A 13,747-nucleotide genomic window follows, 5' to 3' on the forward strand; every position below is an offset into this window, starting at 1 on the left:
CGGCGCGAACCAGTACCCGGGCCATTCGGGCGGCGCGGCTCGCGCGCGAACTCGGAGCGCCGGAGCGGTCCGGCCGTGCCCCGGGCGCGGCGGGACCCGCGACGTGCGCGGAAATCAAACGGAGCGGCCCGGGGCGAGGTGCCCCGGGCCGCTCGGATCAGTTCAGTTCACCCCGTCGCGTCAGGCGGCGCGGCGGCGGCGGAACACCCGGGCCCCGCCGACGAGCGGCAGGCCGATGCCGAGCAGGGCCAGCGTGGTCGGCTCCGGCACGCCCGGGGGCACGGAGGTCCCGGTCGGTGCGTCCGTGTCGGTGATGTTGCTGTCGATCTCGCCGTTCACCGCGCTCGGGTTGGTGCCCGTGAAGTGGGTCTTCTTGGACTCCTCGAACTCCGAGACCGCGATGAAGTTGCCGAGACTCAGCTGACCGGACGGGATGGTCGGCCCGATGTACTTCCAGGTCAGGTTGTCGATGCTCGCGTCGTCCTTCGGGTTGAGCAGGCCCGGGGTCGGGCCGGTCTTGGACGTCGAGAACTCCCAATTCGCCTTGGCGCTGTCATCAGGGTACGGCGAGAGGACGCTACCGGTCCCGTTCACGTACCCCTCGAAGTCGTACACCGTGAAGTAATCGCCCGACTGCAGCTTGTAGTCCGTCGGCAGTTGAACCGCGTACGTCCAGCGGAAACTGTTGCCTTCCTTCTGCACGCTCACGTTGACGGGCAGGAGGCCCGCCTGAGCGGGGGCGTTCGCGGCCAGCGCCACCAGACCGGCACCGAGCAGACCCATGATCCAGGTTCGTTGAAACATCCGACGTACTCCTTGAAAAGCGACTCTGGGCGTACCTTTGGCCATTCGTGCCGGGTTACCGCAACACCCTCCGTCAGCAGCACCCCGGCTGGCCAGTTTCGAGTCACCGGTTTAGACCGGTGGCGTTTTGCTGTCAACCGCGACTTCGTCAGCGCGGATCCGTCTGGCGGGCGAACTCGTACGAATCGTGTCGGGGAGGACCACGGGCCGGCCCCGATGAGGCCGGACCCGCGAGAGTCCCCAATCACCGACCTCATCGAGGCCGGCGACGACACGGTTTAAGGATCACTGTGACCCCGCACGATCGGGTCAGCGGGTCGCCCCGGCCTTCCACCGGCGGAAGCCGGCGGCCAGCGGCAGGCCGAGCCCCGCGAGCAGAAGGGTCGCCGGCTCCGGCACGCCCGGCGGCGCGGCGGACGGCACGGGAACCTCGGTCGGGATGATGTTGTTGTCCGTGGCCCCGGTCGATGAGCCGGTGCTCGCGGCGAACCACGAGTCGGTCGTGGTCGGGTACAGCGAGACGGCCCAGAAGTTCCCGAGGCCGACCTGCGCGTCGACGTTGATCTCCGCGCCGGTGTACGTCCAGGTCAGGTTCGGGATCGACGGGTCGTCGGCGGGCAGAATGCCGCTCGGGGTCGGTCCCACGTTGCTCGTTGAGAACGTCCAATCGCTCGAGTAGGCCGAGCCGCTCGCCATCGCGGACCCCGCGACGTAGCCGTCGAAGTTGTAGATCGTGAAGTAGTCGCCGGGTCGGAGAACGGAGTCGGTCGGGAGTTGGATCGCGTACGAGTAGCGGTACATCCCGCCTTCCGGGGTGACCGTGGGGTTGTACGGGATCAAACCCGCCGCTGCCTCGCTCGGTGCGAGCGCCAGCGCCACCGTCGCCACAACTGCTGCCATCCACTTGTGTGTCATCACGGTTCCTCCTGGAGCGGTGCGAGGGCGGCGGTCGGAGCCGCTGCGTCGCGGGAGGAGGGAATACCCGGGATAAATGAGGGGGTCAAGGCGGATGCGGGACGGGGCGGTTGGGGCGGTTCAGCCCGGCGGGGCGGGCGGGTCGACGGGCGGGGGGGGGAGTTCGGCGGCGACGGGGAGGGCCTGGGTGACTACGGACCCGACGCCCTCGGCGACCGGCGGGTGCGTGTGGGCCGCGCCGTTGACCGACGCCCTCGGCGCGACCGGCACGATGATCGGCTTGATCTCGCCGGTGTGGACGTCCAGGACGATGCACGTCTTCGGGTTCGCGCGGAACAGCGCGCCGGGGTTGGCGACGACCGTCTTGCCGGTCCGGTGCTGCTCGCGGACGTGCGTGTGCCCGTAGAACACGTAGTCGAAGAAGTCGGCGTTCTCGAGCTGCCGGAGCTGGTGCCGCTCGTGGCTGTGGACCCAGGCGATCCGCTTCCCGCCGAGTTCGAGCGCCCCGAACGACTCGTAATGGGTGCCCCCGATCTCCTTGATGGCGGCCGCGAGCCGCACCTTGTCCTTGTCCCAGTTGCCGAACACGAAGTGGGTGGGGACCGGCCGGAACGCGCGGATCGTGTCGGGCGACTCGATGTCGCCGCAGTGCAGGATCAGTTCGACGTGCTGTTCCGTGAGGAGGCGCACGGCCTCAGCCACCGCCTCCTGGCGATCGTGGGTGTCGCTCACAACCCCGATCCGCATGTGGTGCCCCGTCCCGTGGTCCGGACCTCGCCGCCAGTTGTCACTCTAACAAACCGCCCGGTGCGCGGGGAGCGTGGTTTGCCCCGCGGGTCGCCTTTTCGTCGGTGCCGGGGCCGGTCGAGGTGATACACTGCGCCCACCCACCCGGACCCGGCCCGGACGGCACACGTTGCGCCCCGCCGCCGGCCCCCGCCGCGCCCCAGGCCCCGGCCCACATGCACCAGCGCTACCTCATTGTCGCCGTCACCGCCGTGGCGGCCATGCTCATGTACGTCGACCGGGTGTGCTTCTCCACGCTCATCGGCCCGGTCCAGATCGACCTGGGGCTCTCCGACCGCGAGCGGGCGCGCATCCTCGGCGCGTTCTTCTTCACCTACGCCCTGTTCCAGATCCCCGTCGGCGCGCTGGCCGACCGGTACGGCCCGCGGCGCGTGCTGTCGCTGTCGATCGCGGCGTGGTCCCTCGTCACCGCCGGGACCGGGCTGGTGTCGTCGTTCGCCGCGCTCGTGGCGGTGCGGTTGCTGCTCGGGGTGTCCGAGGCCGGGGCGTACCCCGCGGCGGCCGGGCTGGTGAAGCGGTGGGCGCGGCCGGACGAGCGGGGGAAGTTCAGCTCGGCCGTGGCGCTCGGCGGCCGCATCGGCGGGGCGGTCGCGCCGAAACTGACGGCGTGGCTCGCGGTGGCGCTCGCCGGGGTGGCGGTGGCCGGGGCCGCGGTCGGCGCGTCGGGCGTGAACTGGCGGGCGGTGTTCGTGGTCTACGGCCTGAGCGGGGTCGCGATCGCGGGCGTGTTCTGGCTGGTCGTCCGGGACCGGCCGCCCCACGAGGGGCCGCCCCCCGAAGCACCGGCCGGCGGCCGAGACGCGCCGCCCCCGAAGCCGGCGGTCGCGCCGCGGTCGTTCGCGTCGCAACTCGGCGTACTGTGCCGGAGCCGGCGGATGTGGTTCTTCGGCGGCCTCCAGTTCTGCAACAACATCCCGTGGGCGGTCCTCATCACGCTGCTCCCGCTCTTCATCCAGGACCGGGGCGTGGAGTTCGAGCGGGTCGGCGAGGTGCAGTCGCTGATCCTGTTCGTCGGGTGCGGGGGGATGTTCCTGGGCGGCGTGCTGGGCGACTTCGTGTACCGCAAGCTCGGCCCCCGCCGCGGCCGGAGCCTGCCGATCGCGGCCCTCATGACGGGCGGGGCGCTGATGTGCGCGACCGTGAGCGCGGCGCCGGCGCTCCCGGTCGCGATCGCCGCACTGGCCCTGATGGCACTGTTCCAGGACACGGCGATCCCGTCCGTGTGGGCGTTCGCGCAGGACGTCGGCGGGAAGAACGTCGGCGCCGCGCTCGGGTTCGGCAACATGCTGGGGAACTTCGGGGCGGCCGCGTCGCCGATCCTGCTGACCGAGGTGAAGTTGCTCGGCGGGTGGGACGCCGTGTTCGCGGTGTGCGCCGCGTCGTACCTCGTCTCCGCGACGTGCGGGTGGATGCTCGACGCCTCGACGCCCGTCGACCCCGACGACGCCTGACTCGGCTTCCGCCCGCGGGCCGCCCGGGGGTAGAATCCGCAGCACCGCTCACCGCGCGAGGTGCCGCATGACGCCGACGTCCCCCGACCCCGACCTCGCCGCGTTCTACGCGGCCGACGCGCAGGCGTACCTCAAGTCGCTCCCGCTGAGCCACTTCATGGAATCCACCGAGCAGGCGACGCAGCGGGCGATCACGGTCGAGAGCTTCGAGTTGGTCCGGGTCGCCCGGCCCGACGTGCAGTGCTTCAGCGAGTTACTGATCCAGTACCCGCAGCCCGGGTTCCGCAAGCCCGGGAAGGTCGTCCCCGACAACTTCGTGGTCGTCCACCCCGAGCCGATCGCCGCGAGCGGGAGCTACGTCCTCGCGGAGCAACCGGTCGGGCCGCTGCTCGTGCTGGAGTACGTCTCGAAGCACAACCCGCGGAAGGACTACGACGACAACTTCGACAAGTACCAGGCGGCCTTAAAGGTGCCGTACTACCTCATCTTCTACCCCGACAACGCCGAACTGACGCTGTTCCGGCTCACCGACGGCACGTACGCCTCGGTCGGGCCGAACGCAGCCGGGCGGTACCCGATTCCCGAACTGGAACTCGAAGTGGGCCTGCTCGGCGAGTGGGTGCGGTACTGGTTCCGCGGGGCACTCCTGCCGCTGCCGGGCGACCTGCTCATCGAGCGGGACGCGGCGCGTGAGCAGCGGGACGAGGCGCGCACCGAGCGTGACGAAGCTCGAAATCGCCTGGAGGCCGAGCGGCGGGCGCGCGAGGAGGCCGAGCAGGTGGCCGCGGCCGAGCGGCAGTCGCGGCTGGCGGCCGAGGCGGAACTCGCGAAGCTCCGCGGGGAGCTGGCAAAGGCCCGCGGGGCGGCGGGGTGATCAGTTCGCGTCCGGCGGCTTGAGCGACGGGTGCGGGACCGTGCCGCCCGAGGCGTCGGCGGCGAACGCCGACTTCATCGGGATCCGCAGCGAGAACTTGCTCCCCTTGTCGATGACGCTCTGGACGACGATGTCGCCGCCGTGCTCCCGCAGGATCTTGCGGCTCACCGGCAGCCCGAGGCCGGTGCCGCGGCTCCCCTTGGTGCTGACGAACGGCTTGAACACCTCCTCGACGACCTCGGCGGGGATGCCGGGGCCGTTGTCCACCACGATCACCTTCGCCCAGTCGCCCGCGGGCTCCAGGATCGCCTGCACTGCGACCTTCGGGTTCGGCCGGTCCTCGACCGCGTCCACCGCGTTGCTGACGATGTTCAGCACCGCCCGGTGGATGCCGTCCGGGTCGCACGGCACGGCGGCCACGCCGGTCCCCGCCCGCCACTCCAGGGTGACGCCCCGCGCCTCGGCCCGGCCGCGGAGCATCTCCAGCACGTCCTCGCACAGCTTGTTCAGGTCCGTCGGCTCGACGGCCGGCTCCCGCTCCTTCGAGTAGCTGAGCATGTCGAGGATCAGCTCGTCGATGCGGGTCTGGTTCCGCTCGACGAGCTTCCAGCCCTTGGTGAGCAGGTCGCGGTCGTCGTCCCTGAGGGCGGTCCGCACCATGTCGGCCCCGAACCGCACGCCCTGCATGATGTTCTTGATGTGGTGCGACATCGCGGCGATGGTCTGCCCCACGGCCGCGAGCCGCTCGGCGTTCACCAGCGCCTGGTGGTACCGGCTCTCCTCGACGGCGATGGCCGCCTGGTGCGCGATGGCGCTGGCCAGCGTGAGGTGGTCCTCGTTGAACTTCCCGGCCTCCTGCCCGTTGCTGACGAACTGCTTGAGGGTCGACTGCGTGTCGAGGAACAGGACGCCGACGGCCTCGCGGCGGCCCTTCATGGGCACGCAGATCGCCTCGCGGATGTTGTGCTTGTGCAGGCTCTCGACCCCGCGGAACCGCGAGTCGCCGTGGACGTCGGACACGAGGACGCCCTGGCCGTCCCGGAGCACCTGGTCGACGATCGTGCGGCTGACGGCCAGCTCCTCGGCCCGGTTCACCCCGTCGCGGTACCGGACGGCCCGGGGCACCAGCGCGCCGCCCTCGCCCCGGAGCATGAAGCACCCGTGGTCCGCGTTCACCGACCGGAGCACGAGTTCCATCACGGTCGCGAGGAGCTGGTCGACGTCGAGGATGTGGCTCACGGCCTCGGCGGTCTCGTAGAGCGCCGCGAGGCTGGCGAGGCGGGTGCGGAGCCAGTCGGTGGCGGCCGCGTTCGGGCGGGCCAGGATCTGGCTCCCGGCGTCGGCCGAGATCGTGCGGACGACGGCCGAGGGGAAGCTCGGGTCCGGGTTCGGCACGAGCCGCACCCGCTCGGTCAGGTCGTTGCCGGCCTCGACCGAGTCGTGCCGCCCGGCCGTGTACATCATCACCGTCTGGCCGATCGAGATCGTGTCGCCGCTGCGGAGCGGGGCCTCGTGGGTGGTCCGGCCGTTGAGCAGCGTTCCGTTCCCGCTGCCGAGGTCCTTGAGCTGGTAGCCGGTCGCCGCGGCGCGGAGTTCGAGGTGCCGCCGGGACACCTGCGTGTCGTGGAGGGCGACCTCGTTCGACGAGTGCCGGCCGACCGTGATGGGCGAACCCGTCAGGTCGAACTGCTTCCCCTCGTCAACCCCGCGCAGGACGATCAATCGGGGCACAACCGAACCCTCCGGGCGACGCTGATACCGTACTTCGCCCGGGGGTCCGGGGCAACGGGGTAGTCGGGCGCGTTCGGCGCGGGCGGGCCGGCCCCCGAACCCGAACCACGGGCACTTGCGCCCGGGGCCGACAATTCCGGCCGCGGCTCATTCGCGCCGCGGCGCCCGGGTCGCGTGTACCCGGCCTTGTCCCACCTGATACAATTGCCACCTCCCCACCGCGCACCCACCTACCACCGCGCCTCCGCTGAGGACCACCGAGCGTGTCAACTGACGCCACCGAGATCCGGGCCGGGCGGTACGCAGAGATCGGGGCGATCATCCGCCGCGACAGCACGGTCCTCATCGACCGGTGGGCGCACCGGGCCGCCGCCGAGCAGCCCACCGCCCGGCGGGTCCACCACGCCGTGCTCCTCGACGAACTCCCCACGTTCCTGGAGGAACTCGGGGCCAGCCTCGCCGAGCCCGGGGACGCGACCCACCACTGCCGCGTCGCGCACCGGCACGCCGAGCAGCGGTGGCAGACCGGGTGGTCGCTGTCCGAACTGATCCGCGACTTCCGCATCCTCCGCCTCGTCGTCCTCGAGTACCTCGACGACTACCTCGACCGGCCGCTCCGGTTGGTCGAGGTGCAGGCCATCGGGCTGGCCCTGGACGAGTCGATCGAGACGAGCGTCGCCCGGTACGTCGAGTACCGCGAGGACCAGCTCCAGCAGCTCGAAGAGGGCGCGCGGCACCACGCCGACGCGCTGCGGGAGGCGGACCGGCGGAAGAACGAGTTCCTCGCCACCCTCGCCCACGAGCTCCGCAACCCGCTCGCCCCGCTCCGAAACTCCCTGGAGGTCGTCCGGCTCAGCGGCGACTCCCCGGAGACCGTCCGCCGGCTCCGGGAGATGATGGACCGGCAGGTGACGCAGATGACCCGGCTCGTCGAGGACCTGCTCGACGTCGCCCGGATCTCGCAGAACAAGCTGACGCTCCGCCAGGACCGCGTGGACCTCCGCGACGCCATCGAGAAGGCGGTGCAGATGAACGCGCCGCTGCGGGAGTCCCGGAAGCACGCGCTGGGGCTCGCGGTGCCGCCGGTCCCGCTCCCCGTGTTCGCGGACGAGTCCCGGCTCATCCAGGTGCTCGTGAACCTCCTCAACAACGCCGCGAAGTACACCCCCGACGGCGGGCGGATCGCCGTGGCGGCCGCCCGCGACGGGGCCGAGGCGGTCGTGCGGGTGCGGGACAACGGCAACGGCATCCCGGCCGACATGCTCAAGCACATCTTCGACCTGTTCACCCAGGTCGACCTGGGGGCGGACCGGCGGCAGGGCGGCCTGGGCATCGGCCTCACCCTCGTCCGGCGGCTCGTCGAACTCCAGGGGGGGACGATCGCCGCCGCCAGCGACGGCGTCGGGCGGGGGAGCGAGTTCACCATCCGGCTCCCGCTGCTGGAGGTGCCCGCCGAGACCGAATCCGCGACCGCCCCGGCGGCCGCGGCCGCGGCCGCCGCGCGGCACGTGCTGATCGTCGAGGACAACGCCGACGGCCGCGACAGCCTGGCCACGCTCCTCGGGCTGATGGGGCACCGGGTCGACGTCGCCGAGGACGGGCCGAGCGGCATCGCGGTCGCCCTGGCCGTCCGCCCCGAGGTCGCGCTCATCGACATCGGATTGCCGGGACTCGACGGGTACACCGTCGCGGCCCGGGTGCGGGCCGCGCTGGGCCAGTCGGTGTTCCTGGTCGCGCTCACGGGGCACAGTCAGCCCGAGGACCGCCGCCGCGCCGCCGAGGCCGGGTTCGACGCGCACCTCACCAAGCCCGTCGAGCCCGACGAACTCCAGGCGCTGCTCGCGGACCAGCTCCCGAAGCGATGACGAGCCCCCGGGTTCGGGAGGAGTGCGGCGTGCCCGGCGAGTTCACGACCGAAGCGGCGCAGATGGCGGCGGCCGGCGTGATCGTGTCGGCCGTCGCCGTTCCGCTCGGGCTCCTCGGGCGGGCGCTGGGCGGGGCGGGGCGGCCCCTCGCGCTGCCGGCGTGGAGCCCGTGGCGGGTGCCGTGGGGCGGGTTCGAGGTGTTCGCCGCGTTCCTGCTGGTCGCGGTCACGATCCCGTTCGCCGTCGCACAGTCCCAACTCCCGTCGCTCGCCGTCGGCGTCGTCGCGCTCCCGATCCAACTCGCGTTCCTCGCGATCACGGTCCGTTTTCTGTACCCGAAGTGGCCGGTCCCGTGGGCGAACCCGTTCGCGGCGCTCCCCCCCGCCGTGGCGGTGTGGGCGGTGCTCACGCCCGCGGTGCTGCTGTTCCACGCGGGCATCGTTCAACTCTTCACCGCGGCCGGGATGAAGCCCGACGAGCACCCGCTCGCGAAGTTCACCGGGGGCGACGAATTCACCCGGCTCCTGTTCATTTTGCAGGCGTGCGTCGCGGCCCCGCTGATCGAGGAGGTGCTGTTCCGCGGCGTCCTGCTCCCGTGGGTGATCGGGTCGCGGCCCCGCCCGCCCGCGGCCGAGCCGCCGCCCGCGACCCCCGCCGCGCTGCGGCCGTGGATCGTGGTCGGGTTCGCTGTGGCGGTCGCGGCGCTGAGCGGGAAAGTGGGACCGATCGTGTTCGCGGCGGTGCTGGCGGGCGGGCTGGGACTGGTGTGGGTGACGGTGCGGCGCGGCAAGCGGCACGTTCGCGCCGTGTACGCGACCGCGGCCTTATTTGCGGCGATCCACTCGAGCGTGTGGCCGTCGCCGGTGCCGCTGTTTCTGCTGGGTTTGGGGCTGGGCTGGTGCGCCGTGCGGACGCGGGGCGTGCTCGTCCCCGCGGTCGTTCACGGGCTGTTCAACGCGGTGTCCGCGGTCTACGTCCTACGCGGCGGCGTGACGTAAGATTGCTGTGTTGAAATCGTTCGCCTCACGCGGGCCGCCACGGAGGGCGGCCCCTACGAACCCAAGGCGAACGGTTTGGTAGGGGCGGCCTCCGTGGCGGCCCGCCAGCCACTTCCTGCGTATCCCATCAGCATCACAACACAGCTAAACGTAAGATTCGAGGCACACAACTCGACACAGGAATGGGCGCCAAAGATCCGCGTGCTTCTTTCGTGCTTCGTACTTCGAATTTCGAATTTGGGGGCGCAGCCTACGCGGCGGCGCGGGTTGACCGCTCCGCCGGCGCGACCCCGAGCACGGCCCTGTAGACCGCGTGCGTCTGCCGGGCGGCGTTCTCCCAGGTGAAGCGGTTGGCGTTGGCGACGCCGAGCTTCCGGTACGCCGCGAGCGAGTCCGGGTCGGTGATGGCCCGCTTCATCGCGTCGCGCCACGCCGGCAGGTCGGTCGGTTCGAGGAGCGGCGAGGCGTTGCCCACTACCTCGCGGACCGCGGCCGCCGTGGACACCACCGACACCCCGCCGCACGCCATCATCTCGACCGGCGGCAGGCCGAACCCCTCGTAGTGCGACGGGTAGAACAGCGCGTCGGCTCCGGCGTACAGCCCAGGCAGGTCGGCGTCGGCGACGTACCCGAGGTAGCGGACGCCGCGGTGCCTGGCCTCCGACTCGAACAGTTCCCGCTCGGGCTCCGACTTCCACCCCCACGAGCCGCCGAGGATCAGCGGGCACGCGGCGCGGAGCGCGTCGGGCAAGTCGCAGTACGCGCGGAGCAGCGTCGTGAGGTTCTTCCGCGGCTCGACGGTGCCGACGTACAGGAGGTAGCGGGGCGGCAGGTCCAGCCGCTCGCGAACGGCGCGCACCTCGTCGGGCGACTGCGGGCGGAAGTTCGGGTCGATGCCGCACGCCACGGTCGTGACCCGCCCGGGGCTCAGCCCCAGCACGCGGAGCGCCTCGGAGCGGACCGCGTGCGAGTCCACGAGCACGTGCGCCGCGGCCTCGATGCCGCGGGCGAACGCCTGCTCGTACCGCTTCACGCGGTCGGCCGGGTGCCACTCGGGGAACAGGATCACAGACAGGTCGTGGACCGTGACGACCGTGGGGAGCGGGACCCGGAACGGGACGAGGTTCGGCTCGTGGTACAGGTCGAACCCGCCGAACCGTGCGGCGGCGTGGAAGTGCGTCGCGTACCCGGTGCGGGCGGCGCGGAGCGCGAGACGCTTGAGGAGCGACGGGGTGCCCGGCTTCGGCGGCGACACGGACCCGGTGGCGCGGGCCGCGGGCTTGAACGCGCGGGTGGCGGCGCGGCGGATCTGCTCGCCCGGGTACAGCCAGAACGCGTCGCCCGGGAACCCCGCGGCCAGCGCGCGGTGCAGGTTGGCGGTCGTGTGGCCGACGCCGGTCTTCGGGCGGATCGCCGACGCCCCGTTGAACAGTACCCGCATCGGTGCTCCTGTGCGCGTCACGCGACCTTGGCGGCCTCGGGCTCGGACTCGGGCGGGGCCGCCGCGGTCACCGCGTGGCCGCCCACCAGGGCCTCGGCGGCGGCCGCCCGCTCGGTCGCGTCGCGGTTGTACGCCCGGACCACCTCCCGCGGCGGCCCCTCTTGAACGATCTGCCCGCGGCGCATCCAGATCACCCGGGTGCAGGTGTCGCGGATCGTGTTCAGGTCGTGCGACACCACCACCATGAGCCGCGACACGGACATCATCGCCCGCATCCGCGCCTTGGCCTTGATCTGGAACGCCATGTCGCCGACGGCCAGCACCTCGTCGACCAGGAGCACCTCGGGCTGGGCCGTGGTGGCGATCGAGAACGCGAGCCGCATCCGCATCCCGGCCGAGTAGTTCTTCACCGGGATCGACAGGAACTCGCCGAGTTCCGAGAACTCCGCGATCTCCTGCATCTTCCCCTTGAGGGACGCGGGGCTCTCGCCCTGGAGGTACGACCGGTAGACGATGTTCTCCCAGCCGGTCGCCTCGTTCTCGAACCCGACCGAGATGTCGAACAGCGAGCACACCCGGCCCTCGACCCTCGCGGCCCCGGCGGTCGGCGTGTAGATCCCGGCGAGCAGCTTCAGGAGCGTGGTCTTCCCGGCCCCGTTGTGGCCGATGACGCCGATCCGGTCGCCGTCCCGGGCCGTCAGGTTGATGCCCGTGAGCGCGTGGATCGCGATCTGCGGGTTCACCGACCGGCGGAACAGCCCCTTGAGCAGGTACTCCTTGAGGGTGACCTGCTTGCTCTGCGTCGCGGTGAACGTGATCGATGCGTCGGTGACGTCGATGCTCGCCATGCTGGTGCCCCGCCGGGAGTAGTAGGCACACCCCCGTGTGCCGCTGCCGAGAGAAGAACGGCACACGGAGTGTGCCTACTACCTTGAACGCTCAGAGGACGAAGATGACCCGCTTCTGGAGCCACGCGACCACGCCCGCGGCCAGGCCCACGAGGGCCAGCGTGACGCCCGCCCCGGCCAGGTACATCGTGGGGGCCGGCAGGTGCCCCGTGAGCAGCGGCGTGCGGGTCAGTTCCAGGACCCAGTACACCGGGTTCGCGTCAACGACCCAGCCGAGCTGCTTGTCGTCGAGGAGCCCGCGGGGGTACATGATCGGGGTCATGAAGAAGACGATCTGGGCCAGGACCTCCAGCAGGTGCTGGGTGTCGTGGAAGAACACGGTGGTGAACGCCGCGATCGTCGCCGCGGCCCACGCCGCGAGGAACGCCAGCACGATGCCGGGGGCCATGAGCACGACGCGGAGCAGGACCGCCGGGTCGCCCTGGTAGAGGGCGACCATCGCCACGACCACCGCGAGCGCGAGGGACGAGTGGATCGCCTGCCCCATCGCGGTGCGGAGCGTGTACACGGTGTACGGGATCGGGCTCTGGCGGATGTACGCCTCGTTGGCGTGGAAGCACCGGCACCCCTGGAGCGTCGAGTCCCGGAGGAACGACCACACGGCCATGCCGGTGAGGACCGAGGCCGCGTAGGCGATCGGGTCGGCCCCGGCCCCGAGGACCTTGCTGAAGACGACCGTGAACACGACCGTCATCGCGATCGGGTTCAGCAGCGACCACCCGATGCCCAGGACCGACTTGCGGTACCGCTGGCGGAGGTCGAGCTTCACGAGCGCCATCAGGAAGTGGCGGAACTTCCACATTGCGGAGGCGTGGTGGATCATCCGTGACCCCGGCCGTGGTGCGAGTCTTGGGCGTCGTGCCCGTGGCGAGACCTTACCCACCCGGTCCGTGCGCCGCCAGCCCAGTTTGCCCGCCCCGCGGGGCCGGGTTTTCCGCCGAATCGGCCTTGCGCAATCGCCGCGGATGTGCCACCATTGCCGGTGCGCGCGACTGGTCCGCGTGTTCCGCGAGGGGGTCCGCATGCGCCGCGACGAGGTCATCACCGGGGACTGCATCGAGACACTGGGGGCGCTCCCGGCCGGGTGCGCCGACCTGGTGTTCGCCGACCCCCCGTTCAACATCGGGTACGAGTACGACGTCTACGACGACCGCCGCGCGAAGGCCGATTACCTCGCGTGGGCCGACAAGTGGCTCGCCGCCGCCGTGCGGGTGCTGAGCCCAACCGGGTCGCTGTTCCTCGCCATCGGCGACGAGTACGCGGCCGAGCACAAGGTCCGGCTCGACGCGCTGGGCCTCACGCTCCGCAACTGGATCGTGTGGCACTACACGTTCGGCGTGAACTGCTCGAAGAAGTTCAACCGGAGCCACGCGCACATCTTCTACTACGTCCGCGACCCGAAGCGGTACACGTTCAACCCCGACCCCGTCCGGGTGCCGTCGGCCCGGATGACGACCTACGCCGACCGCCGCGCGAACCCGGTCGGCAAGCTGCCCGACGACACGTGGGTGCTGCGGCCGCAGGAGAGCGACGAGCACTTCGGGGCCGACACCGACACGTGGCACGTCCCACGGGTGTGCGGCACGTTCCACGAGCGGCTGAACCACCCGTGCCAGATGCCCGAGGCGGTGCTGGAGCGGATCATCAAGGTCGCGTCGAACCCGGGCGAGTTGGTCCTCGACCCATTCGCCGGCAGCGGCACCACGCTCGCCGTCGCGAAGAAGCTCGACCGCCGCTACCTCGGCGTGGAACTGTCCGACGAGTACGCCGACGCGGTCCGCAAGCGGCTCCAGATGATCGACTTCGCGGAGCCCGCGAAGCCGCCCGCGACGAAGCCGCGGCGGAAGGCCGAGAAGGTGTGACCCTCCCGTCGGGCCACGGGTCACTCTTGTGGTTGGCTCGGGCGAACCCTGAGCGCCAGCGAGGGGGTGAAGGTACACCCCCTCGCTGGCG

General features: G+C 71.3%; 12 protein-coding genes. 5 read left to right on the forward strand and 7 right to left on the reverse strand.

Features of this window, described 5'->3' with window-relative positions; all coding sequences use genetic code 11:
- Positions 1-180: 180 nt before the first annotated feature.
- The 3 genes from ACTIGN_RS22385 to ACTIGN_RS22395 all read right to left on the reverse strand — a co-directional run bounded on the left by ACTIGN_RS22385 (position 181) and on the right by ACTIGN_RS22395 (position 2,466).
- Positions 181-804: a PEP-CTERM sorting domain-containing protein gene (locus ACTIGN_RS22385; protein WP_439627979.1), complete on the reverse strand. Its 624-nt coding sequence runs from the start codon at positions 802-804 to the stop codon at positions 181-183.
- 309 nt (positions 805-1,113) lie between these two features.
- Complete coding sequence (locus tag ACTIGN_RS22390) at positions 1,114-1,719, reverse strand: PEP-CTERM sorting domain-containing protein (protein ID WP_439627981.1); 606 nt, start codon at positions 1,717-1,719, stop codon at positions 1,114-1,116.
- Positions 1,720-1,839: 120 nt separating this feature from the next.
- On the reverse strand, positions 1,840-2,466 hold the full coding sequence (locus ACTIGN_RS22395) for a metallophosphoesterase family protein (protein WP_439627982.1): 627 nt from the start codon (positions 2,464-2,466) through the stop codon (positions 1,840-1,842).
- A gap of 215 nt (positions 2,467-2,681) precedes the next feature.
- Here ACTIGN_RS22395 and ACTIGN_RS22400 point away from each other — a divergent pair, with 215 nt between their 5' ends.
- Positions 2,682-3,977 carry an MFS transporter gene (locus ACTIGN_RS22400; protein WP_439627984.1) on the forward strand — a complete coding sequence of 432 codons (1,296 nt, stop codon included), beginning with the start codon at positions 2,682-2,684 and terminating at the stop codon, positions 3,975-3,977.
- Between the two features lie 67 nt (positions 3,978-4,044).
- The gene (locus ACTIGN_RS22405; RefSeq protein WP_439627986.1) at positions 4,045-4,851 is read left to right on the forward strand and encodes a Uma2 family endonuclease; all 807 of its coding nucleotides are present in this window, start codon (positions 4,045-4,047) and stop codon (positions 4,849-4,851) included.
- Here ACTIGN_RS22405 and ACTIGN_RS22410 read toward each other — a convergent pair whose 3' ends face one another.
- Positions 4,852-6,582 (reverse strand): ATP-binding protein, encoded by a 1,731-nt coding sequence (locus ACTIGN_RS22410; RefSeq protein ID WP_439627988.1) that lies wholly within the window; start codon positions 6,580-6,582, stop codon positions 4,852-4,854.
- Positions 6,583-6,845: 263 nt separating this feature from the next.
- Between ACTIGN_RS22410 and ACTIGN_RS22415 the strand changes: the two genes are divergently transcribed.
- Together ACTIGN_RS22415 and ACTIGN_RS22420 are read left to right on the forward strand one after the other, a co-directional pair.
- Positions 6,846-8,447: a hybrid sensor histidine kinase/response regulator gene (locus ACTIGN_RS22415; protein WP_439627990.1), complete on the forward strand. Its 1,602-nt coding sequence runs from the start codon at positions 6,846-6,848 to the stop codon at positions 8,445-8,447.
- A 29-nt stretch (positions 8,448-8,476) separates the two neighbouring features.
- A complete protein-coding gene (locus ACTIGN_RS22420) occupies positions 8,477-9,445 on the forward strand; it encodes a CPBP family glutamic-type intramembrane protease (protein WP_439627992.1) in 969 nt (322 codons plus the stop codon).
- 250 nt (positions 9,446-9,695) lie between these two features.
- On the opposite strand, the gene ACTIGN_RS22425 is transcribed toward ACTIGN_RS22420, so the two are convergent.
- From ACTIGN_RS22425 to ACTIGN_RS22435, 3 genes are all read right to left on the reverse strand, one after another.
- Positions 9,696-10,886: a glycosyltransferase family 4 protein gene (locus ACTIGN_RS22425; protein ID WP_439627994.1), complete on the reverse strand. Its 1,191-nt coding sequence runs from the start codon at positions 10,884-10,886 to the stop codon at positions 9,696-9,698.
- A 17-nt stretch (positions 10,887-10,903) separates the two neighbouring features.
- Positions 10,904-11,734 carry an ABC transporter ATP-binding protein gene (locus ACTIGN_RS22430; protein ID WP_439627996.1) on the reverse strand — a complete coding sequence of 277 codons (831 nt, stop codon included), beginning with the start codon at positions 11,732-11,734 and terminating at the stop codon, positions 10,904-10,906.
- 91 nt (positions 11,735-11,825) lie between these two features.
- Positions 11,826-12,617, reverse strand: a complete 792-nt coding sequence (locus tag ACTIGN_RS22435; protein WP_439627998.1) for an ABC transporter permease — start codon at positions 12,615-12,617, stop codon at positions 11,826-11,828.
- 199 nt (positions 12,618-12,816) lie between these two features.
- Here ACTIGN_RS22435 and ACTIGN_RS22440 point away from each other — a divergent pair, with 199 nt between their 5' ends.
- The gene (locus ACTIGN_RS22440; RefSeq protein ID WP_439628000.1) at positions 12,817-13,656 is read left to right on the forward strand and encodes a DNA-methyltransferase; all 840 of its coding nucleotides are present in this window, start codon (positions 12,817-12,819) and stop codon (positions 13,654-13,656) included.
- Positions 13,657-13,747 lie beyond the last annotated feature (91 nt).

Source organism: Gemmata sp. (assembly GCF_051859125.1).
In the GTDB taxonomy this organism is placed as follows: Bacteria; Planctomycetota; Planctomycetia; order Gemmatales; family Gemmataceae; genus Gemmata.

Coding starts and splice junctions, on each gene's coding strand:
- ACTIGN_RS22405 (WP_439627986.1), top strand. CDS start 4,045: ATGACGCCGACGTCCCCCGACCCCGACCTCGCCGCGTTCTACGCGGCC.
- ACTIGN_RS22395 (WP_439627982.1), bottom strand. CDS start 2,466: ATGCGGATCGGGGTTGTGAGCGACACCCACGATCGCCAGGAGGCGGTG.
- ACTIGN_RS22400 (WP_439627984.1), top strand. CDS start 2,682: ATGCACCAGCGCTACCTCATTGTCGCCGTCACCGCCGTGGCGGCCATG.
- ACTIGN_RS22440 (WP_439628000.1), top strand. CDS start 12,817: ATGCGCCGCGACGAGGTCATCACCGGGGACTGCATCGAGACACTGGGG.
- ACTIGN_RS22390 (WP_439627981.1), bottom strand. CDS start 1,719: ATGACACACAAGTGGATGGCAGCAGTTGTGGCGACGGTGGCGCTGGCG.
- ACTIGN_RS22435 (WP_439627998.1), bottom strand. CDS start 12,617: ATGATCCACCACGCCTCCGCAATGTGGAAGTTCCGCCACTTCCTGATG.
- ACTIGN_RS22430 (WP_439627996.1), bottom strand. CDS start 11,734: ATGGCGAGCATCGACGTCACCGACGCATCGATCACGTTCACCGCGACG.
- ACTIGN_RS22425 (WP_439627994.1), bottom strand. CDS start 10,886: ATGCGGGTACTGTTCAACGGGGCGTCGGCGATCCGCCCGAAGACCGGC.
- ACTIGN_RS22385 (WP_439627979.1), bottom strand. CDS start 804: ATGTTTCAACGAACCTGGATCATGGGTCTGCTCGGTGCCGGTCTGGTG.